18 protein-coding genes and 1 rRNA gene are annotated in these 23,396 nt (G+C 34.2%); 8 read left to right on the top strand and 11 right to left on the bottom strand.

The annotated features are described in order from the left end of the window. From rrf to U6A24_RS08600, 4 genes are all read left to right on the top strand, one after another. Nucleotides 1-72, top strand: a 5S ribosomal RNA gene (gene rrf / locus U6A24_RS23245); the annotation flags it as partial. A gap of 138 nt (nucleotides 73-210) precedes the next feature. Then, a complete protein-coding gene (locus U6A24_RS08590) occupies nucleotides 211-1,590 on the top strand; it encodes an exonuclease domain-containing protein (RefSeq protein WP_324179546.1) in 1,380 nt (459 codons plus the stop codon). Between the two features lie 11 nt (nucleotides 1,591-1,601). Continuing rightward, a complete protein-coding gene (dinB, locus tag U6A24_RS08595; protein ID WP_324179547.1) occupies nucleotides 1,602-2,822 on the top strand; it encodes a DNA polymerase IV in 1,221 nt (406 codons plus the stop codon). 15 nt (nucleotides 2,823-2,837) lie between these two features. After that, nucleotides 2,838-5,861 carry a DNA polymerase III subunit alpha gene (locus U6A24_RS08600; RefSeq protein ID WP_324179548.1) on the top strand — a complete coding sequence of 1,008 codons (3,024 nt, stop codon included), beginning with the start codon at nucleotides 2,838-2,840 and terminating at the stop codon, nucleotides 5,859-5,861. A 153-nt stretch (nucleotides 5,862-6,014) separates the two neighbouring features. Here the strand turns inward: U6A24_RS08600 and U6A24_RS08605 are convergent, their stop codons facing one another. Continuing rightward, the gene (locus U6A24_RS08605; RefSeq protein ID WP_324179549.1) at nucleotides 6,015-6,839 is read right to left on the bottom strand and encodes a hypothetical protein; all 825 of its coding nucleotides are present in this window, start codon (nucleotides 6,837-6,839) and stop codon (nucleotides 6,015-6,017) included. Nucleotides 6,840-7,135: 296 nt separating this feature from the next. Between U6A24_RS08605 and U6A24_RS08610 the strand changes: the two genes are divergently transcribed. Then, a complete protein-coding gene (locus U6A24_RS08610; RefSeq protein ID WP_324179550.1) occupies nucleotides 7,136-7,645 on the top strand; it encodes a DinB family protein in 510 nt (169 codons plus the stop codon). Between the two features lie 19 nt (nucleotides 7,646-7,664). Here the strand turns inward: U6A24_RS08610 and U6A24_RS08615 are convergent, their stop codons facing one another. From U6A24_RS08615 to U6A24_RS08660, 10 genes are all read right to left on the bottom strand, one after another. Beyond that, complete coding sequence (locus tag U6A24_RS08615) at nucleotides 7,665-7,898, bottom strand: DUF6095 family protein (RefSeq protein WP_324179551.1); 234 nt, start codon at nucleotides 7,896-7,898, stop codon at nucleotides 7,665-7,667. Then, complete coding sequence (murQ, locus tag U6A24_RS08620) at nucleotides 7,885-8,700, bottom strand: N-acetylmuramic acid 6-phosphate etherase (protein ID WP_324179552.1); 816 nt, start codon at nucleotides 8,698-8,700, stop codon at nucleotides 7,885-7,887. The genes U6A24_RS08615 and murQ overlap by 14 nt, the downstream gene beginning before the upstream one ends. 51 nt (nucleotides 8,701-8,751) lie before the next feature. Next, nucleotides 8,752-9,576, bottom strand: coding sequence for a DUF4249 family protein (locus tag U6A24_RS08625; RefSeq protein WP_324179553.1), 825 nt, complete (start codon nucleotides 9,574-9,576; stop codon nucleotides 8,752-8,754). Nucleotides 9,577-9,579: 3 nt separating this feature from the next. Continuing rightward, nucleotides 9,580-11,964 (bottom strand): TonB-dependent receptor, encoded by a 2,385-nt coding sequence (locus U6A24_RS08630; protein ID WP_324179554.1) that lies wholly within the window; start codon nucleotides 11,962-11,964, stop codon nucleotides 9,580-9,582. A gap of 281 nt (nucleotides 11,965-12,245) precedes the next feature. Then, the gene (locus U6A24_RS08635) at nucleotides 12,246-14,471 is read right to left on the bottom strand and encodes an NADP-dependent isocitrate dehydrogenase (RefSeq protein ID WP_324179555.1); all 2,226 of its coding nucleotides are present in this window, start codon (nucleotides 14,469-14,471) and stop codon (nucleotides 12,246-12,248) included. Nucleotides 14,472-15,434: 963 nt separating this feature from the next. Next, on the bottom strand, nucleotides 15,435-15,785 hold the full coding sequence (rplS, locus tag U6A24_RS08640) for a 50S ribosomal protein L19 (protein WP_324179556.1): 351 nt from the start codon (nucleotides 15,783-15,785) through the stop codon (nucleotides 15,435-15,437). A gap of 136 nt (nucleotides 15,786-15,921) precedes the next feature. Beyond that, a complete protein-coding gene (trmD, locus tag U6A24_RS08645; RefSeq protein ID WP_324179557.1) occupies nucleotides 15,922-16,599 on the bottom strand; it encodes a tRNA (guanosine(37)-N1)-methyltransferase TrmD in 678 nt (225 codons plus the stop codon). Nucleotides 16,600-16,666: 67 nt separating this feature from the next. Continuing rightward, nucleotides 16,667-17,284 carry a tRNA (guanine-N1)-methyltransferase gene (locus tag U6A24_RS08650; RefSeq protein ID WP_324179558.1) on the bottom strand — a complete coding sequence of 206 codons (618 nt, stop codon included), beginning with the start codon at nucleotides 17,282-17,284 and terminating at the stop codon, nucleotides 16,667-16,669. 309 nt (nucleotides 17,285-17,593) lie between these two features. Continuing rightward, a complete protein-coding gene (locus tag U6A24_RS08655) occupies nucleotides 17,594-19,042 on the bottom strand; it encodes a glyceraldehyde-3-phosphate dehydrogenase (RefSeq protein ID WP_324179559.1) in 1,449 nt (482 codons plus the stop codon). Between the two features lie 144 nt (nucleotides 19,043-19,186). Next, nucleotides 19,187-20,605, bottom strand: a complete 1,419-nt coding sequence (locus tag U6A24_RS08660) for a trypsin-like peptidase domain-containing protein (RefSeq protein WP_324179560.1) — start codon at nucleotides 20,603-20,605, stop codon at nucleotides 19,187-19,189. A 167-nt stretch (nucleotides 20,606-20,772) separates the two neighbouring features. On the opposite strand from U6A24_RS08660, the gene dapF reads away from it, so the two are divergent. Genes dapF through mltG form a run of 3 tightly spaced genes read left to right on the top strand, consistent with a single transcriptional unit; the run spans nucleotide 20,773 to nucleotide 23,112 of the window. Further along, nucleotides 20,773-21,558: a diaminopimelate epimerase gene (dapF, locus tag U6A24_RS08665; protein ID WP_324179561.1), complete on the top strand. Its 786-nt coding sequence runs from the start codon at nucleotides 20,773-20,775 to the stop codon at nucleotides 21,556-21,558. Continuing rightward, on the top strand, nucleotides 21,552-22,079 hold the full coding sequence (locus U6A24_RS08670) for a GNAT family N-acetyltransferase (RefSeq protein ID WP_324179562.1): 528 nt from the start codon (nucleotides 21,552-21,554) through the stop codon (nucleotides 22,077-22,079). The genes dapF and U6A24_RS08670 overlap by 7 nt, the downstream gene beginning before the upstream one ends. Beyond that, entirely contained in the window at nucleotides 22,069-23,112 is a 1,044-nt protein-coding gene (gene mltG / locus U6A24_RS08675; protein ID WP_324179563.1) for an endolytic transglycosylase MltG, read from the top strand. Before U6A24_RS08670 ends, mltG begins: the two co-directional genes overlap by 11 nt. The last annotated feature ends 284 nt before the right edge of the window (nucleotides 23,113-23,396 follow it).

Here is a 23,396-nt window from a genome sequence, read left to right on the forward strand (position 1 = left end):
TTCCGAACAGAGTAGTTAAGCCCGTTAGCGCCAATGGTACTACAATCGTGGGAGAGTAGGTCACCGCCTTCTTTATAAAACCCTCATCTTAACCGATGAGGGTTTTTTTATGCCTGTTTTTTATTGTTAAATGGAATATTTCCAATTAATAGGAAATATTCCATAAATTCATTTTTTTATAGTAGTTTTGTATTTCTTAATAAAAGTATAATGCAAGACCAACTATATACCGTTATTGACGTCGAAACTACCGGAAAAGGTATTTTGGGAAACCGTATTACAGAGATTTGTATTGTACAATTACGAGGAAATAAAATCCTGGATAAATTTACATCCCTGGTCAACCCAGAGCAAAGTATTCCTTCTTTTATTACTGGACTTACAGGTATTGATAATGATATGGTCAGAAATGCCCCTAAATTTCATGAAATCGCAGAACGTATTATCGAAATCACTACCGATGCTATTTTTGTGGCTCATAATGTTAGTTTTGATTACAATGTTATCAGAGAAGAATTTAGAAATTTAGGATATACATTTACTCGAAAAAAACTTTGTACGGTAAGGCTTTCCAGAAAATTGATACCTGGACTATTTTCTTATAGTTTAGGTAGGCTTTGTTCATCTCTTAATATCCCTTTGATTGATAGACATCGTGCAGAAGGAGATACCGATGCTACAGTGATTTTGTTTCAACGGATTTTGACGCTTGATCCAAATTACACAATCATAAATTCTTTTTTAAATGCTCGCTCAAAAGAAGCAACAATTCCGCCGCATCTTGATGTAGATGTAATTAATAAATTACCAGAAGAAACAGGAGTTTATCTCTTTAAAGATAAAAAAGGGAAAGTGATCTATGCTGGTAAAGCAAAGAATATAAAGCAACGAGTGATTAGTCATTTTTATGATAAAAAGAATAAAGAATACGCTCTTGGTCAGGAAACATATACCATAGATTATGAAATAACAGGTAACGAATTAATAGCTTTATTGTTGGAAGCAGAAAAGATACAGAAACACTTTCCGAAATTTAATACCGCTCAAAAAAGGCCTGTAGCTCCATACCGAATAATAAAATACATTAATAGGAAAGGAGTTGTGCAGCTAGCCATCAACAGATCAAAGAGTACTGATGATTCATTAGAAGTGTTTTATAAACGATCTGATGCTATAGAACAATTAGAACGGCTATGCTTTGATTACCAACTTTGCCCTCGATATTGTGGATTACAAAACACTATAGGAAGTTGCTCGCATTATCGTATCAAAAACTGTAAAGGAATATGTTATGGTCAAGAATCTATAGCATTATATAATATGCGTGTTCAAAAAGCATTGACATCTATAGAAAAACAAAAAGAAACCTACCTAATAAAGGAAAAAGGTAGAACTATAAATGAACATAGTTTCGTTATGATTCAAAACGGAATGTATAAAGGGTATGGTTATGTTCATCAATCAGAACAAATATCATATTTTGATGATTTTGAACCTTTTTTGGTGCTACAAAAGCATACATATCATACTACTAAAATCATCAAGAGTTATTTACGCAAACATGGGGAAAATAATATTGTTTATATGTAAAAGGAATTGTTATGAATACTACAATTGTGCACTTCGATCTGGATACTTTTTTTGTGTCCTGCGAACGTCTATTGGATAGCAGACTCAATAATAAACCTGTTATTGTTGGCGGTACAGGTGATCGCGGAGTAGTAAGTGCAGCAAGTTATGAGACAAGAGCATATGGTGTTCATTCTGGAATGCCTATGAAAATGGCTAGGCAACTTTGTCCTAATGCAATTTATATACGTGGCAATGCCGGGACGTATACTAAATTTTCAAAACAAGTAACCGAGATCTTGCAAAGCGAAGTGCCTGTTTTAGAAAAGTCCAGTGTAGATGAATTTTATGCCGATCTTACCGGAATGGATCGTTTTTTTGGATGTTATAAATTTGCTTCAGAGTTGCGAAATAAAATTATTCACGAGGCGGGGTTGCCTATCTCCTTTGGTCTTTCAGTAAATAAAACAGTATCCAAAGTTGCTACAAATGAAGCTAAGCCTAATAATCAATTAAAAATCGATGTTGGTTATGAAAAGGCTTTTCTGGCACCACTATCCATCAAGAAAATACCAATGGTTGGAGAGAAAACTTATCGTACTTTTTGTAATATGGGAATCAAGAATGTGCATATGGTACAAAAAATGCCTGTAGATATGATGACTTCGGTGTTTGGTAAAAATGGCCGCATCATATGGCAACGTGCCAATGGAATCGATCACACACCAATAGTAGAGTATCATGAGCGTAAATCTATTTCTAGTGAGCGCACCTATGGTCAGGACACAATTAATATAACTACGTTAAAAACTACAATTACGGCAATGGCAGAGAATCTGGCCTTTCAATTAAGACGAGGAGGGAAGCTTACCTCTTGTGTAACTGTTAAGATTCGCTACTCTGATTTTCAGACTTATTCAAAGCAAATAAAAATTCCGTATACCTCGGCAGATCATCATTTAATTCCAGTAGTAATGCAGTTATTTGAAAACCTTTTTAGACGAAGGTTATTAATACGCCTCGTAGGAGTACGATATAGTGGTTTAACTGCAGGAACTTATCAAATCAATTTATTTGATGATGAAAAGAAAACAGTTAATCTGTATAGGGCTATGGATGATATACGGATTCGTTTTGGAGATCGAAGTATTATGCGTGCTGCTACTATGGGAGAAGGGGCGCGTACTATCGGAAATTTTACAAATCCATTTAGTGGAGAGCCACCTATAGTATTAGCACATAGAACGCAATAAATAATTTTAACCTAAATGTATCTAAATAATCATTCTTATTATAGTCTTCGATACGGTACTATATCTGAAATTGAGCTATTAGAAATGGCTCAACAACATGGGTGTGATTATTTTCCTTTGACCGATATAAACAATACGTCTGCTTGTCTAAATTTTATTCGAAAAGCACCTTCGTATGACATTAAACCTATTGTTGGTATTGATTTTCGTAATGATGCCAAGCAATGCTATGTTTGCCTGGCAAAGAATAATAAGGGTTTTTTTGAACTAAACCGTTTCCTTTCTGAACATTTACATGAAGAAAAAACGTTTCCTGATCAAGCTCCCCCCTTTTATCATAGTTTGGTTATTTATCCTTTTGAAAAGTTATTAGCTTCAGAAAAAACAACCTTTCTGGCTAATGAATTTATTGGTGTAGGGCTAACCGATATTAATAAGTTACGTTTTTCGAAGCTTAGTGAGTTTACCGATAAATTGGTAGTATTACATCCTGTAACTTTTCGGGATAAACGGGACTTTAATACACACCGGCTTTTACGCGCTATCGATACCAATATGTTGTTAAGTAAATTGCCCGAATCACAACAAGGTAAACCTGAACATAAAATGTATCCTGTAACAGATATCAAAAAGGCTTTTCAAAATTATTCTCATATTTTAAAGAATACAGAGAAATTGCTTAGACAATGTAGTATTGAGTTTAATTTTTCAAAGGATAGAGAAAATCAAAATTTAAAGACAGTTTTTGAAAGTATTGATGCAGATTTTGAAAAGCTTGTCGAATTATGTGAATTAGGATTACCAAGACGTTATGAATTAATAACTGATTCTATACGTCAACGTTTAGAAAAAGAACTGTCTTTGATTAAGCAGCAAAATTTTGTGAGTTTTTTTCTAATTAATTGGAAAATCATTCAATATGCAAAATCCAAAGACTATTATCATGTAGGGCGAGGTAGTGGGGCTAATAGTATCGTTGCTTATTTATTAGAAATTACCGATGTCGATCCTATAGAACTAGATTTATATTTTGAACGTTTCATGAATTTATATCGTGCAAGCCCGCCAGATTTTGATATTGATTTTTCTAGCTGGGATAGAGAAGATGTAACACGGTTTATTTTTGAAGCATTTGGAAATGATGGACAAGCTGCTTTATTAGGAGCATATGTAACTTTTAAGCATAGTGGTGCAGTTCGAGAGTTAGGTAAAGTATTTGGGCTTCCCAAACACGAAATAGATAAATTAAGCGATGGGAAATACGATCCCAATAAGCTGGATAAACTCTCAAGATTAGTGCTTAAATATGCAAGATATTTGCATGGTCGCCCAAACTATATAAGTATCCATGCAGCTGGAATCCTTATTTCCGAAAAGCCTATTCATTATTTTTCAGCCACGCATTTACCTCCCAAAGGATTTCCTACGGTTCAGTTTGATATGCATATTGCTGAAGATGTTGGACTTTACAAATTTGATATTTTAGGGCAAAGAGGGCTTGGAAAAATAAAGGATGCTATTGCCATTATCAAAGAAAACCATCCCGAGGTAATTTTACCTAACATCCATAATGCAAAGCCTTTTTTTAAGGATCCTAATATCAATATGATGATCGAAAGAGCCGAATGTATCGGTTGCTTTTATGTAGAATCTCCAGCAATGCGAATGCTATTGAAAAAGTTAGGAGTACGAGATTATTTGACATTGGTTGCAGCTAGCTCTATTATACGCCCGGGAGTAGCAAAAAGCGGGATGATGCGGGAGTACATTTTACGACATAAAAATCCAGAACGTAGAAAGCAAGCACATCCTGTTTTGTGGGATATAATGCCCGATACATATGGAGTAATGGTATATCAAGAAGATGTTATCAAGGTAGCTCATCACTATGCAGGTCTTGACCTGGGAGAGGCAGATGTATTACGTCGGGGAATGAGTGGCAAGTATCGTTCTCGAGAAGAGTTTCAAGCTGTGAAAAATAAATTTATTGCTAATTGTCGCGAGCGTGGAGAGGTAGATGATGTAATTTTTGAAGTATGGCGACAGATAGAAAGTTTTGCGGGGTATGCCTTTGCAAAAGGACACTCTGCCTCTTATGCAGTAGAGTCTTATCAAAGTTTATTTTTGAAGTGTTATTATCCTCTTGAGTATATGGTGGCTACTATTAATAATGGAGGAGGGTTTTATCGTGTAGAAATGTATTTACATGAAGCAAGAATTAATGGTGCAATTATTCATGTACCTTGTATCAATACCAGTTTAATAGAATCAACAATTAATGGAAATGAAATCTACTTAGGTTTTCAACATCTTCAAGGGCTTGAAAAGCGTTCAATGGTGAAAATAATAGAGGCTAGAGTGCATGGTTTATTTGATTCCTTAGATGATTTTATGGAACGTGTACCATTATCTATAGAACAATTAGATATTCTTATTCGAATTGATGCCTTTAGATCTTTTGGTAAGAATAAACGTAGTTTATTATGGGAGGCATATTATAAATGTAATCACGTTGCCAGTGATGAATTTCAGAAGCAGTTATTCAAGGTAAATATTAAGGATTTTGTCTTACCCGAGTTTACGATCACAGATCTAGAAAACGCTTTTGATCAACTGGAATTATTGAATTTTACATTATATAATCCTTTTGTTTTATTAGAAAAACCACCTACAAGTAATTTGCTGACTAGTAATTTGGTTTCATATTTAAATAACATTGTGGTGATTTATGGATATTTAATAACTGTTAAGAACACGGGAACTTCCAGAGGTGATCGTATGTTTTTTGGAACATTTTTAGATCAGAAAGGAGCGTGGATTGATACGGTGCATTTTCCACCGGCAGCCAAGAAATATCCTTTCAAAGGGAAAGGGATTTACCGTATTACAGGAAAGGTAGTCTCTGAGTTTGATTTTTTAAGTATTGAAGTTATTAAACAAGAACGAATGCCTTATGTGTCAGACCCTAGATTTAATGTAACTTATAATCGAAAGGGATTACCGGAAAAAAACGGTATGTCTTTTGGATTATTGAGATAACGCAGTAGATAGATGATCCAAAATATTTTGATGATCTACTGCTTTTAAGAGTGGTAATAACCAAAAAGAATTAAAAAAAGAACGACACCTTTTGTAAAGGTGCCGTCTCGAAAAATTTTATTTTGGGGCTCAAAATAAAATTCAGCATTAATATTAATTTTCTACCATATTGTAACCTGCAAACTGTTGCATAGCCGTCTGGGTAAGTTCTTTTGCTCTGTTTACATAGAAACTTTTTGTATCGTCAAGAGATTCGTTTTTTAATTCGTTCTCACTTCGTAAATAATCTGCTTGTGATTCGAAAGTAGCCTCTTCATTAAGTACTACGCTAAGTTCTTGTAATGCATTTTCAAGCTTTTTTAATGCTTGTTCAGCTTTTGACTTTATAATTGTTTGCTCTTTTAATTCGGCAGCACGTCTAGCTTCAAATTCAGCTTTTTGTTTATTTTGCTCTGCGATTTGCTGCTCTAATTTTCTTTGTTCGATTTCTAATTGACGTCTCTTTTCTTCTAATTCTCTTTGTTTGTTGGATACATCATCGCTCAAGTCAGCTATATCATTTTCTTCATCTATAGAAGCCTCTTCTGTATAACTATCATCATAACTACCAGTATTGGCCTGACAGAATGTTAATTGTTCAAGTAATGTAGAACCAAGCTCTTTGGCACGCTTTGCAAAAAATCTACTACGCTCATATGTGTCTTGCTCCAGCGAACTTTGCATATCAACTCTTGCTTGATAAGCAGTTTCATTTGCCTTTTTACATCCACATTGATCGGCAAGGCTTTCTACTTTTTCAAAAGCTTCAATAGCTTTATCTGCATATTCTTGTGTGTGATATACATTGTTAGACCCATGTGCTTTCTTACTATGAGAGTATGCATAACTAGCAGCAGTCAAAGCATCATCATACAAGTTTTGAGCATTGATTTTGGGGATAAAACAAGATAAGAATAAGATAAGTGCAATTTTTTTCATTCTAATGGGGCTTTTAAATCACGGAACAAGTATACGATATTTTTTAGGTATCATCCAAAAAAAAACGTCATTAATCGATAAAATGCGCATTTTATCTTGATTTTTACGGGTAAACCTTAATTTTAGTGATAAATGTCCTACTGTTCTGTAAGAAAGAACTTCGTTGTGTTATAAATATCTGTAATTGAAAACGATAATAACCGTTTAATATTTTGCTATACCATCAAAAAAACTAATTTTACTTTCTAATGACTGTATTATGTAAGTTAATTATGTATCTTACGTCTAAATAGCCCATGAAACAACTAATCATATCCTCAATTAATCATAACCTTAATAATGCTATTGCTCTATTAGATGCGATAGATTCTAAAACCTATCAAGATACATCTGTTGGACCTTATTATTCTAGTATTGGATCTCATATAAGGCATACACTTGATTTTTTTGATTGCGTTATTAGCGGTTTGGACTCTAATAATATTGATTTAACAGCTCGTAAAAGAGATGAGGTATTATCTACCAGTAAAGAATCAGCCATACAGCATATATATAAATTGCAAGAAACACTACTTTCTTATATAGATGTAAATACAGATTACCTTATTCATGTTACCGATAATATGGGGCAGGGAAAAGTAACAGTAAACTATACCTTAGAAAGTATTCTTTCTCATGCAAATAGTCATACTATACATCATTATGCTGTTATTGGATATATTCTTAATACTCTAGGGATAGAAATAAAAATTCCAGGTTTTGGCTATAATCCTACCTCACCCATTAACAAACGAGAAGGGATTTAATAAGAGATAATAAATAGGGTTATCGTTTTCCAAACATAGACTCCATAATGGTGCGTATCCCTTTGAAAGCCATAAATATTGCAAATCCAGCCCCTATCAGCCCTAGTATTAAAATTGGGATATATAAAGGATGATCTTGATTTTTAAAGGCCGAATGGATAATTACCGGGCTAATAAACATAAAAATAAGAGCAATAGCCATGCGTTGCACCCCTTTGCCAAGTAACTCTTTGTTCGTTCTATTTGGTTCCATAATTATTGATCGCATTGCGTACACTACCATATTTTTCTAATAACTCTGCTGCTTCTTTTTTCGAAATATCTAATTCTTCCATAATCATTCGAGTACCCCTATCTACCAATTTGTTATTGCTAAGCTGCATATCAACCATCTTATTGCCTTTTACTCTGCCTAATTGGATCATAGTAGTTGTAGAAATCATATTTAGCACAAGTTTTTGAGCAGTACCAGCTTTCATTCGGGAGCTTCCTGTTACAAATTCGGGGCCAACAATAATGACCACCGGGAATTGTGCTGTTTTGGCCAAGGGGCTTCCTTCATTGCATGTAATACAACCGGTAATTATATTATTTTCGTTACATTTCTGTAGTGCGCCTATAACATAGGGGGTGGTTCCTGATGCTGCAATCCCAATCACTACATCTTTTTCTGAAATGTGACACTCTTGTAAATCTTGCCACCCTTGTTGTGTGCTATCTTCGGCAAATTCTACCGCTTTTCTAATAGCCTTATCTCCTCCTGCAATTAATCCAATAACCAAATCATGCGATACTCCAAAAGTGGGAGGGCATTCGCTCGCATCAACAATACCTAAACGACCACTTGTTCCCGCACCTATATAAAAAAGTCTCCCTCCGTTCTTTAATTTATCTACTATTTTGGAAACCAAAATTTCAATTTGAGGGATTGATTTTTCTACTGCGAGAGGTACCAAGCTGTCCTCACTATTGATATTAGTCAGTAATTCATGAACACTCATCTTTTCAAGATGGTTGTACTTTGAAGCTTGCTCTGTTGTTTTGGTAAAATTCATGCTTCAAAAATACTCATTTTTAATGTCTAGGCAGATAGGTTTTTATAAATACTATTCTTCTTGTATAGTGAATTCAAATCTATCTGCTTCAGAAAGGTTGAAATATCCTAAAGGATAGTTATCCTGATTGGTAGTATTAATAATATTACCTCTAAGTATAGCAGGTGGAGTTTGGAAGGGATTTCCTCCATCTTGCTCACTTTGGGCGATCAGTAATTCTGAGTATTCAAAATACCGTTTATCGATTCCTAGTATTTTGATAGTTACATCTCGACCTGCTACCATGTCTTCATAGAAATAGGAGAAGTTAAAGGGTTGTCCTTGATAAAAACGGTCTTCACTGGCTAGAAATAAACTAAAATCAAAATCAAAAAGATAGAAATCATCACGGTTTCCATCATCGGTAAAGAAAATAATAATTTCTGTTTCGTCACCATCAAATAAAGTACCATCGCCTTGTTCTATATTGTCGATCGGAACGGTTGGGATTAGTTCTGTTGTAGCAATATAGGTTTCATTGTTATAAATAACAGTAAGTTGATATGTAGTATCAAATTCAGGAATGAAGTCTATCGCATCGGGTGTAAAAAGCCCCGATTCATTAATAGATTCTGAAAAATTAATAATTGAATTGTCATTGAGATTTGTAATAAAAACAGTAGCATCGCTTACTGCAGGAACTTCCTCATCAAAAAAAGGTGCAGACAGTGTAAGTTTCACACCGCCTTCAACTGTAATAGGTGATTCGTTGTTATATAATTCAAAAGAAGCATCAATAACCAATCTTGGTTCTCCTTCAGGAACATCTACATCAACAACATCTTCACAACTTGTAAAGACCAAGGTAAATACTAGTATATAAATTATCTTTTTCATTTTCTAAAACTTGAAATTATAGGTTACTGCAGGTATAATACCAAAAATTGAAGTCCGGATAGCCTCATTTACAAATGTATCTGTATTTCTTGCAAATGTAATTGAAGCTGCATTTCTACGATTGTATAAATTATAGATGCTGAACACCCATTCACTTTGCCATTTCCTGTTTTTATTTTTTCTGGGAGTTAATGTGGCAGACACATCTATGCGGTGATATGATGGTAAACGTTCGCTGTTTCTTGGGCCATCAAATACCGGTACTACTAGGCCTTGATATTCAAATTGTCCCGTAGGATAGTTTGTAGGCTGCCCTGTTTGAAAAACAAAATTAGCCCCGAATTTCCACTTTTCATTTAATTCATAAGACCCATTAAAGGATATATCATGAGTTTTATCATAAGGTGTATTATACCATTCATTATTGTTTATCCCGGGTTCATTAGGTGTTCTTCCAGGAGTTCTTTGTTCAGATTTTGACAAGGTATAAGCTAACCAACCTTTAAACTTTCCTTCATTTTTACGTAATAGAAATTCTAAACCGTATGCTCTGGCTTCTCCATTTAATATATCTTGCTCAATTGCATTATTGGCAATCAAATCTGCTCCGTCTATATAATCGATTCGATTTTTGATATCCTTATAAAAAATCTCGGTTTCAAGGGAATATTCGTTGTCGTTTATGCTTTTAAAATATCCTAATGCATATTGATTAAGAAGTTGTGGTTTGATATATTTTCCACTTGGTGTCCATACATCTAACGGAGTAGGAGAGTTGGTGTTTGAAAGTAGATGTAAATATTGAGCCATTCGGTTGTAACTGGCCTTAACTGAGGTGTTGTCGTTGAAAGCGTAAGCCAGAGCTACGCGAGGCTCAAGATTTGTGAAGGTTTCAATTTGATCACTTCGACTAAAGTTTTCTGTTCCTATAGGTTCTGCAGATTCGTAGATTTGCAGTTCTTCGTTAAATAAAAGTGGATTATCATTCTGATATACATTTAACTCATCTTGTCCTAAACGTATAAAGTTGCTAAGCCTAACTCCGTATTGAAGTGTTAAATTTTCAGAAATTTTATGTTCAGCGTCGATATATGCTCCAAACTCATTGGCATACTTATTAATTAACTTTTCCCGGGTAATTCCAGAATCATCACTATTGGGTTTAATTTCACCGGGATTAAATCTAAAATAGATATTATTAATCCCGTAATTAAGTTGAAAACTATCGCTTAGATAATGTTTTAAATCATATTTAATATTGAAATTTCTAATCCCAGAATCCCACTCAAAACCTACAAAATCCAATTCGAGGCCATAAAAATAATCGGAGTAGATAAGTGATAGATTTGAGAATAATTTATCTGAAAACAAATGGTTCCATCTTAGGTTTAATACCGTGTTACCATAAATATTTTCAAAACTCTCACTAATGCCAAATACATCGCGACCAAAGTAGCCTGATAAGTATAAGTTATTATTTTCGTTAAGTTTATAATTTAGTTTGGTGTTAAGGTCATAAAAGTAGGCTACATTATCGTTTCCGTCATCTACCAGTGGTAAAAACAGATGGGCGTATGAAGCTCTTCCTCCCACAAGAAAAGCTCCTCTATCTTTTTTTAGTGGTCCTTCGGCTAATAATCTACTCGATACTGCACCAAGGCCTCCGCTCATTTTAAACTTTTTACTATTCCCTTCTTTTTGATAGATATCTAGAACTGAAGATACACGTCCGCCATATTTTGCTGGGATACCTCCCTTATAAAGTTTTATGTCTTTAATGGCATCTGGGTTAAATACAGAGAAAAACCCGAAAAGATGAGAGGAGTTAAATATGGTAGCCTCGTCGAGCAGAATGAGGTTTTGGTCTGCAGAGCCTCCACGTACATTAAATCCTGATGCACCTTCACCACCACTAGTAACACCGGGTAAAAGAATGATCGATTTAATTACATCTGCTTCCCCTAGAACGACAGGAATCTGTTTAATTGTTCCTGCAGAGAGTTTATTAAGACTCATTTGTGGGGTTTTTATATTTAGTTTTTCAGCTTTTTCGGTAATGACCACCTCGTCCAACATTTCAGAAGCTTCGGTCAACTGAAAATTAAGTTTTTTATTTTCGTTTAATTCGATTTCTTGCACAATATCTCTAAATCCAAGATAACTTACTTGTAATTTATAAGTTCCTTGTGGTAAAGTGATGGAGTAGAACCCATACTCATTGGTCACCACTCCTTTTCCTATTTCGGGAAAAATAACATTTACTCCAATTAGAGTTTCGTTACTGGATTGTTCAGAAACCGTTCCGCTTAAAGTGTATTTTTCTTGGGCTAGTGCAGAAAATTGAAGAATGATCAGGGATAATAAGCTGATTAAAGTGTGCTTTTTCAAGGGATAAATGATTTAAAATTTATTTAGTGATATTATGAGGGAGGTTGGCACAAGTTTCATACCTAAAATTATAATGAAGCTCTCTTTTTTCAAAGAATAATATACAAATCAAGAAAATCTATCGATCAACCTTATATCATAATCCATAAATAGTAACGGTCAAAGCTAACGACTATTTTGATAGCCAAATGTTATTTAATTATTAAAAATAGCCGTAAAAGGCTATAAAAAAGGCCAGTATTATCGAATACTGGCCTTTTTTTTCTTATTTATGATTATGATTAAGCATTGATAATCGTATTTAATGTTTTGCTAGGTCGCATTGCATTTGCTACTTTATCAACATTGGGCCAATAATATCCACCCATATCAACGGCGCTCCCTTGTGCATCGTTTAATTCTTGGATGATTTTTGTTTCATTTTCTTCTAATTGCTTTGCTATTGCAGCAAATTCTTTTTGTAAATCTGTATCTTGAGCTTGACCGGCAAGGGCTTGAGCCCAATACATTGCCAGGTAAAAATGACTACCTCTATTATCTAACTCGTTTACTTTTCTAGAAGGAGATTTTTTATTGTCCAAGAACTTTATTGTAGCTTGATCAAGCGCTTCTGCTATGATTAAGGCTTTTTGATTATTGTTCGTTTCGCCAAGATGTTCAAGAGAAACGGCTAGCGCCAAAAATTCTCCCAAAGAATCCCATCTTAGGTGTCCTTCTTTATTAAATTGCTGGACATGCTTTGGAGCTGATCCTCCTGCACCTGTTTCAAATAATCCACCACCATTCATTAACGGAACGATAGATAGCATTTTTGCACTAGTTCCTAATTCTAGAATAGGGAAGAGGTCAGTATTATAATCTCTCAGTACATTTCCTGTAACTGATATTGTATCTTTCCCATCTTTTATTCTTTCCAAAGAAAAGCGTGTGGCCTCTATAGGAGACATAATTCGTATATCAAGTCCAGATGTATCATGTACTGGTAAATAGGTATTTACTTTTTTGATTAATTCGGCATCATGAGCTCGGTTTTCGTCTAACCAGAAGATTGCAGGTGTATTGGTAGCTCTTGCTCTATTAACAGCAAGTTTAACCCAATCTTTTACCGGAGCATCTTTGGTTTGACACATTCTCCAGATATCACCTTTTTCTACGGTATGCTCTATTAGTGTATTCCCTTCATTATCCACCACTCGAACGCTACCATCTACAGGGATCTCAAAAGTTTTGTCGTGAGAACCGTACTCTTCAGCTTTTTTGGCCATTAATCCAACATTAGGTACGGTACCCATAGTAGTAGGGTCAAAAGCACCATGTTTTTTACAGAAATCGATAGTTTCCTGGTAAATACCGGCATAACTACTGTCTGGTATTACTGCTTTTGTGTCTTGCGTATTTCCATCTGCATCCCACATCTGTCCCGAATTACGAATCATCGCAGGCATAGAAGCATCGATGATAATATCACTTGGTACATGCAGGTTGGTAATTCCTTGATCAGAATTTACCATGGCAAGCTTTGGGCCTTTCTCATAACAAGCCTGGATATCTGCTTTGATCTCTTCTCTTTTGGCGTCTGGTACTCTTTTTAGTTTATTGATTAAATCTCCAAATCCATTATTCTCTTCTACACCAATTTCTTCAAGTACATCGGCGTGTTTCTCAAAAATATCCTTAAAAAATACTTTTACCGCATGTCCAAATATAATTGGATCAGAAACTTTCATCATAGTTGCTTTCATGTGTAATGAAAACAATACATTTTTATCTTTTGCATCTGCCACTTGTTCTTCAAGAAAAGCAATTAGCGCTTTTTTGCTCATAACTGTAGCATCGATTACTTCACCTTCGAGTAACGTTGTTTTTTCTTTAAGAACTTTTGTTGTTCCATTGCTTTCAACTAATTCGATCTTTACATCTCCAGCCTTTGATAGGGTCACAGATTTTTCGTTAGAACGAAAATCTCCACTATTCATGGTGGATACATGAGTTTTTGAATCTGCACTCCATGCCCCCATCGAGTGAGGGTTTTTTCTGGCGTATTCTTTTACTGGTTTTGGAGCTCTACGATCAGAGTTTCCTTCTCTTAGTACAGGGTTTACGGCACTCCCTTTTATTTTATCATATTTGGCTTTGATCTCCTTTTCGGTATCATTTTCTGGTTCTTCGGGGTAGTTGGGTAAATCAAACCCTTGAAGTTGTAATTCGGCTATTGCAGCTTTTAATTGTGGAATTGAAGCACTAATATTTGGGAGTTTGATTATGTTTGCCTCGGGCTTTTGAGCAAGTTCACCAAGTTCTGCAAGGGCATTGGCCTGCTTTTGTTTGTCTGTTAATTTTTCAGGAAAAATAGCAAGAATTCTTGCGGCCAGGGATATATCTTTTGTTTCTATAGTGATATTCGCTGCTTTTGTAAATCTTTTTACCAAAGGTAGGAAAGAGTAGGTTGCTAAAGCTGGTGCTTCGTCAGTTTTGGTGTAAACAATCTTTGAGGTATTAACTCCCATATTTCTTGTTTTTTTATAACGGTATCTTAATCATAAGTACGACCAAGTGTTGCGATACCTTTCTGTTTTATTCTTTTTTAAGGAAATAATTAGTCGTATAATTTTACTAAGACAAACAATTCATGGTGATGATTTTGTTGTAATAACAAAATAATACTAGCTGTCATAGAAATTTTCCGTGCGCGAAGATACAAATCTAGTCATGCAAATGCAACCTGTGTGTTGTTAGTTTTGAGTTAAAGAGATGTAATTAGACTATCCTGAAATAAAGAGGGCGATAAATAGGAGATAAGTAATTTTTGTCTAAATAATATAAAGAATTATAAAAAATAAAAAGCCATATCAAGAATACAAGTATTTTGATATGGCTTCATCGGAAATAATCATCTACCACGTTAGCTGTTTTACCCGCAATAAAATAAAAACTTTCGTTTTTTATACCATGCAATCATTACTTCCATTTTGAGTAGATTAATTATTAAATAAAAATTTGAATAATATAAGAGCTACTCTAACGACTATTAGAGGTGTCTGCTTTTGTTAATTACGTTAGTAATTTTTCAGTTTTTCACTTATATAGTCTTATGCCATCTAAAATTAAAAAGGTGTCAAAACTTAATTTTTTCTTTTGAATTTCATTTTGAAATTATTTCAAAGTAAGGCCCTTAAATTGATTTCAAGGATGTACTCAAAAAAATAACTTTCGTTTCATATTTATTTTAATCTTAAACTGGTCTTCAGTTGTTCAAAGAACGTATTGTGTAATTACAAAATTTAGGAATCCTTTTGTCATCTCTTAAAGATTGTAATTTTGTTATATAAAGATAAGAAAAATTGATTATTTGATCACAAAATGTTATTGCATTAGTTATCAACTGTTTATGAACCAAAGATATTAACTTTTGTTCATAAAAAAAGACCGCCATTTTGCAGTCTTTTTTACGTTTGAAAGAGAAAAGAAAATTAGCTTCTTTTTTCTTTGATTCTTGCTTTTTTACCAGTAAGTCCTCTGAAATAGAATATACGTGCTCTACGAACTTTACCTCTTTTGTTAACTTCAATTTTTTGAAGAGCCGGTAAATTTACTGGAAAAATACGTTCTACACCAATAGTTCCAGACATTTTTCTGATAGTAAACGTTTCAGTTGATCCAGAACCTCTTCTTTGGATTACTACTCCTCTAAAGAACTGTGTACGTGTTTTGTTTCCTTCTTTAATCTCATAATAAACTGTGATTGTGTCACCAGCAGAGAATTCAGGTACTTCTTTCTTTGCAACAAATTCGTCTTGTACGAATTTTACTAAATCTTCCATTTTGATATAGTTTCTTTGGTTTTGTTGAGACAACATTCACGATTTTCGCCAGAGGTTATTTCAATCAGGGTGCAAAAATAAGTATTATTTGATTACATGCAAGCGTTTTACGGTGTAAATTTGAAATATTTCAAATTTACTCTTTTAATAGATCAGGCCTACGTTCTTGAGTTCTTTTATATGCCTGTTCTTCTCTCCAGGCTTCAATTTTTGGAAAATTACCAGATGTTAAGACCTCTGGAACTTTCCATCCTTTATAATCAGCAGGTCTCGTGTAAATGGGAGGGGCTAATAAATCATCTTGAAATGAATCGGTTAATGCTGAAGTTTCATTGCCCAGTACACCTGGAATTAATCGTATAATGGCATCACAAAGAATAAGAGCTCCTAATTCCCCGCCAGATAATACATAGTCTCCAACAGAAATCTCTTTGGTTACGAAATGATCTCTTACACGTTGATCGACCCCTTTGTAATGACCACATAAAACGATAAGATTACCTTTTAAAGAGAGTTGATTAGCTATGCTTTGAGTTAATGTTTCTCCATCGGGAGTCATATATATAATTTCATCATAATCCCTTTCTGATTTTAATTTGGAAATGCACTTGTCTATAGGTTCAATCATCATGACCATACCAGCGCCGCCACCAAATTGATAATCATCTACCTGTTTATAATTGTCGGTAGTATAATCTCTTAGGTTGTGAAAATGTACATCTACTAATCCTTTTTCTATAGATCGCTTCATGATTGAGGCTTCAAAAGGACTTTTCAGAATATCGGGTACAACGGTAATAATATCTATTCGCATCTCATTTCAAAATTCAATGGAATACAAAGATGCAAAAGAATACAATAAAAAAATCTAAAAAACTGAATTACTTGGCTCCTGCTTTGCGCTGCTTGTTGATCTCATCTTGAAGCTTTCGCATAACCTTTTGTTCACGCTCGAGAGATCTTCTTCTGTGATCTTCGAACTCTTCTTCAGTTTCGGCTAAAGCTTTTTTTGCCTGGATCGTAACAGCGTTGCTGTTTTTAAATTTGTAGATAAAAAATCCTAGTAGGGCTAAAAGCACACCAATAATTACCCACATGATCGTTTTGTAACTGGATTTGGTTACCATAGCCCCGAAAAAGCTCATGCTATCTTTTTGTTGGGTTACCGAAGCAAGATCCTCATTTGTTTTGGCAAGGGAAGCTTCTAAACCGGATATAGTTGATTTTTGATCTGCTATTTGTTTATTCGTGGTGTTTAGTTTTCCTTCTAATGTTTTTAATGTATCAGCAAGATTTGCCTTAAGTTTATTGATCCATACTTGTTTTATAACCTTGTATTCTTGATATCTGCTGGATTTCTTTATAACAATATCAAACTGCTTTTCAATATTCTCTTGCTTTAATGCCTGCTCAACAGTTACATTTTCTTCCTGTGCATTGGTTATTGAAGAAAAAGAAAGTAGTATAGTTATAGCTAATAGATATTTTGATAATTTCATGCGTTTAGGTTCTTAGTTTTAAATTATGTGCTCCGAATAATCACCGATTCTGTAGAAAGGTGAACTGTTAATTAACGATGTCTAAGTTTTTGGGGAGGATATCCCTTTTTTAGTTTCCGGTTAATTTCTTCTGTAACGACAATAAATGTACGATATTGTGGATAATTAGAAAGTTTTTTTTGCAAGAATTTGAGCGGCTTCTAAATTATTATTAATCAATTGAAAATAAATATATTGCTTTTGAGTTGATTCAATAAAAAAAGCCGTTGTAGACAGCGGCTTTTTTTATAATCAATATGTTTTTTACTTCTAGTAATATGTGAAACGTCTTACTTTGGCAATATATTTTGATAATCTTATTACTTGATGACTATATCCATATTCATTATCATACCATACGTATAATATAGCATTGTTTCCATTTGAGTCAACTATCGTTGCGTTGCTGTCATATATTGATGGAGCTGAAGACCCTACGATATCGCTAGATACAAGTTCATTATTTAATGAATATTTGATTTGTTCTACCAGGTTTCCTTCCAGTGCATATTTTTTGATAATGGCATTCATACTTTCTTTAGAAGCTTTCTTTTCCAAGTTAAGATTTAGAATTGCCAGTGATCCATTAGGGACAGGAACTCGAATTGCATTTGAAGTTAGCTTTCCTTCAAGGCTAGGTAATGCTTTTGAAACGGCTTTACCTGCACCTGTTTCAGTTATTACCATGTTAAGGGCCGCTGCGCGACCTCTTCGGTATTTTTTGTGCATATTATCGACTAAGTTTTGGTCGTTTGTATATGCGTGTATCGTCTCCAAATGACCATTAACAACTCCAAAACTATCTTCAACAGCTTGCAAAATTGGCGTAATGGCATTTGTAGTACAAGATGCAGCCGAAAATATATCCACCTGATCCGGATCGTATTCTTTGTGATTCACTCCATGTACAATGTTTGGGACACCTTTTCCAGGAGCAGTAAGTAAAACCTTATCAATTCCTTTGGCTTTTAGATGTCTGCTTAACGCTTCTTTATCTCTAAAAGCACCAGTATTATCTATAACCAAAGCATCATTAATTCCATAAGAGGTATAATCAATATCTTCGGGATTATTGGCGCTAATAATGTTTACCGTTGTGCCATTAATGATAAGGGCCTTGTTAGCTATATCGGTTTCTACGGTACCTGCAAAATCACCATGTACAGAATCATTTCTTAATAAAGAAGCTCTTTTTTCTAGCACTTCTTCTGTAACGGGACCTCTTGTAACAATAGCTCTAAGCCGTAGCTGACTACCTTTGCCTGTAATAGTCATAAGTTCTCTTGCTACCAAACGGCCAATTCTTCCAAAACCATATAGTACCACATTTTTTGGAGAAATCGGTTTTACCTTTTTTGCATCTTTAAGTTTGTTTTGAACAAACCTGTTGATTGAACCATGTTCGTCATTAGACAAATGATATTCGTAAGTAAGTTTGCCAATGTCTAATTTGGCCGGAGGCAAGTCCATTAATTTTATGGCTTGTGCGATTTCTACCGAATCAAAAATGGATATCGGTTTTTGTACAAATTCTCCAGCATACTCATGCAGATTGATAATTTCGCTAACATTTTTGTCTATTAACTGATTTCTAAAAAGTACCAACTCTATAGAGTTGTCATACCATAAATCACTTACAGTTTTGATAAATGCTACTGTTGCGCGACGTCTGTCTGCCTGAAAGGCAAGTTCTTTTTCATAAACTTCATTAGAGCTCATAGTTCGTTGTGTTTTTTAACGGTCTTGAAATTTCGTGCAAAAGTATATATTTCAAACGTTTTCGTAAAACCTTTTTTAATAAAAAACTCCCATTACTTAATTAAAGTAGTGGGAGTTATTGTTTTTATAGGCTTTTTGGTTTTTTTATTGAAAGACGAATTCTCTTTTATCACCCTCTCTGTCAATTAAACTAATAGTAATATCTTCATCTGGATATTTGCTTTCTATAATTTTTTTGACTTCCAAAACACTTTTTACCTTTTTTCCATCAATTTCACTAATTATAAGACCTTCTAGATTGTATCTTTTCATTCTTGAGCTTAATGCTTTGCTAATTACTACGCCATGGTCCATTTTAAATTTTTTAAGATAATCTTTTGGTGGATTAACAACTTCAACACCCACGTCATTAATATTGTAGCTTTGAATTTCGTATTTTGTAAGTTTTACCGGGACAACAAGTTCTTGTTTCTTTCTTAAGATTTTCACATTAATAATATCATTAGGTCTCTTACTGTTTACATAACCTGTCAAGTCGGCAAATCTTTTTATTGGTAGTCCGTCAATTTCTTTTATAACATCACCTTCTTTTATGCCTGCTTTCTTGGCACCGCTATTTTCTGCAACCGAGGCGACAAAAACACCTTGTGAAGTAGAGATGTCATAGGCTTCGACAGCACTTGGATTTATATTACCACCTGTAATTCCAATAATACCTCGTTGCACATCACCAAATTCAATAATATCATCAATGATTTTCTTGGCATTGTTTGAAGGAACTGCAAAGGCATATCCAACATAGCTTCCAGTTTGTGATGTGATAGCGGTATTGATTCCTATAAGTTCTCCTTTTATATTAACCAGAGCTCCTCCGCTATTTCCAGGATTTATAGCTGCATCAGTCTGGATAAAAGATTGTGCTGTGTCATCATATTCGTTTAGATCTCTTGATTTGGCGCTAATAATACCAGCTGTGACAGTAGAGGTTAAGTTAAATGGGTTACCTACAGCAAGTACCCATTCACCAATCTTAGCAGAATTTGAGTCGCCAAAAGGGATATAAGATAATTTTTGGTCTGAATCAATTTTGATTAAAGCAATATCCGCCTGTGGAGCAGTACCAACTACTTTGGCTTTATATGATTTATTGTTATTTAATGTTACTTCCAAGTCTGAAGCGCCATCGATTACATGGTTATTGGTAACAATATAACCATCTTCAGTAATTATCACACCAGAGCCTGCTCCTTGGATTCTACGTTCTGCGGCGCCCCCGTTTCTGAAGAAATCCATCAAATTTCTTGGGGTACGACTTATTCCATATTGTTTAACATGTACTACTGCATTAACCGTTTTTTCAGCTGCCTCGGTAAAATCAATACTAGCTGCAGATGCGGTATAACTTGTGTTGGGGACAGTATAATTTACAGGAATTGTGTCTGATTTACTTTCAGTATTATGAACCACAACCGCTTCTGGTTCTAAAAACAATTTATATGTACTAATTGTCATGATCCCTGCCAGGACTGCTACAACCAATAAACTTAAAAATCTTTTCATCATCTTTTTCTTTTTTTTGTTTAATTAAATTAGTTCTGTATAAATAGACTGTACATAACTTTTAAAATTACAATTATAGTATACTTTTTTTACGATATTTAACTCACAATTAACAACGCTTTTATGTTTACATTCTTTGTACCTTTGCCCTTATAATTGGTAAGATAATAATGACACTCACATTTTATAAATATCAGGGTACAGGAAATGATTTTGTAATCATTGATAATCGAGATTCTATAATATCCAAAAATAATACCAAATTGTTTACAAGACTTTGTGACAGAAAATTTGGAATCGGTGCAGATGGGTTGATGTTGTTAGAACAGCCTAAAAATCAGGAAGATGATTTTACAATGGTGTACTTTAATGCCGATGGTAACGAAAGCTCGATGTGCGGTAACGGAGGAAGATGTTTGGTAGCTTTTGCAGCTTTTATTGGGATTATAAAGGATAAAACTACCTTTACCGCTATAGATGGTAAGCACTATGCAGAGATTAAAGACGGATTGGTGTATTTACAAATGCAAGATGTCTCAGAGATTGAGGAGTATGACTCACATTTGTTTTTAGATACAGGGTCCCCTCATCACGTGACTATGGTAAATGGATTACCAGAATTTGATGTGAAAAATGTTGGAAGGGAAATAAGAAATGGGGCTCCTTATTTTGAGGTTGGGAGTAATGTGAATTTTGTTGAAAAAATAAATGGAAATTCATTTGCGGTTCGTACTTATGAAAGAGGAGTAGAAGATGAAACATTGTCCTGTGGAACCGGGGTCACTGCTGTAGCACTTTCTATGCATGCCACCCAGGTAACAAATGAAAATCAGGTAAGTGTACAAACACCCGGAGGAGAGCTTAAAGTTACTTTTTCTAAAAGTGCCAATAAATATGAAAATATCTTTTTAATAGGGCCTGCAGAACAGGTGTTTAAAGGGGAGATTGAATGCTAACACTAAAAGGAGAAAATATCTTTTTAAGAGCCTTGGAGCCAGAAGACTTGGATTTTGTCTATGTTATCGAAAATGATGAGCAGATATGGGAAATGAGCTCTACCCAAACCCCGTATTCGAGGTTTTTGATTAAACAGTATTTAGAAAACGCACATCAAGATATTTATGAAATCAAGCAACTGCGATTGGTAATCTGTACCTATGATGACGCATCGATTGGGTTGATTGATCTCTTTGATTATAACCCCACGCATAATAGAGCTGGAGTAGGTATTATAATAGCAGAAAAAGAGCAGCGAGGCAAAGGTTATGGAGCCGAAGCTCTTGAGCTTATTACAAAATATGGATTTACACACTTGCGCTTACATCAGTTGTATGCTAATATATCTGAAGACAATACTACTAGTATCAAACTTTTTGAAAACTGTGGGTTTAGTAAAGTGGGGATTAAAAAGGAATGGAATTTAATAAACAACTCGTACAAGGACGAGCTTTTATATCAACGACTATATGTACATTAAAAAAATATTATTAATAATAGTTTTATTAGGATTAATAGGTGGAGGGATTTTTGCTTACTATGTGTATCAGGCAATTTTTTCACCAAATACAGATTTTGAAACTGAAACTGCAACAGTTTATATCCCTACAGGAGCAACATATACAGAACTTATTGAAGAGATTAGTCCATTAGTAAAAGATATATACACTTTTGATAGAATAGCCAGAAGAAAAGGATATGTAGATAATATAAAAGCAGGTAGATATATTTTGAAAAAAGGGCTTAATAACAATGATATTGTTGGAGTTTTACGCAGTAAAAACACTCCAATCAATGTTAGTTTTAATAATCAGGAAAGACTTGAAAATCTTGCAGGAAGAATAGCTGTTCAGATTGAGGCAGATAGTACTTCATTGGTTAAGGCCTTTAAGGATTCTATTTTTATTAATGAAAAAAAGTTTTCTTTAGAAAGCGCCTTGTCTATGTATATTCCTAATAAGTATGAGTTTTTTTGGAATACCTCTGCAGAACAATTTAGAGATAGGATGTATAAGGAGTATGATCGCTTTTGGAATGAAAAACGTAAGACAAAAGCCAATGAAATTGGGCTTACTCCTAATCAGGTTACGACAATTGCATCAATAGTGCAAAAAGAAACTGCAAAAGTTGATGAACGCCCTAGAGTAGCAGGTGTTTATATGAATAGGTATAAAAATGGTTGGAAACTAGACGCTGATCCAACTGTGATATTCGCTATAAAGAAACATCGTAACGATTGGGATACAGTTATAAAAAGAGTTTTGTATAAGGATTTGGAGCTAGATAGTCCTTATAATACTTATAAATATGCTGAATTACCTCCTGGTCCAATCTCAATGCCTGATATCTCTTCGATAGATGCTGTGCTTAACTATGAAAGACACGATTATTATTTCTTTGTGGCCAATGTTGAGAATATGGGATATCATAAATTTGCAAAGACTCTGGCTCAGCATAATCGAAACAAAAAACAATATGTAAAATGGATTAACAAACAGGGGATTAAAAGGTGATTTTCTGGAATTATTTTTTGTAGGAAAAAAAGAGCTTTTTTTATCTGAAAGTTTAAAAAACGTATAAACTTATCAACAAAATTATCTTTTTTTTGTGAATTTCTGTTTAGTATAGATGTATAATTTTTATCGATCAAGACGCATGATTTGACGTTTAAGTGTCGATTTTTGGTTTTTTTTAGCACTTTTAGGGGGTTTTTCCCCTGTATTTTTTGCGTAAACACCTGTTTTTCAATATTATAATTATTTTAACATGTTATTGTTTTTTATATAAAAAAATGCCG

Source organism: Aquimarina gracilis (assembly GCF_035285365.1).
Taxonomy (GTDB): Bacteria; Bacteroidota; Bacteroidia; order Flavobacteriales; family Flavobacteriaceae; genus Aquimarina; species Aquimarina gracilis.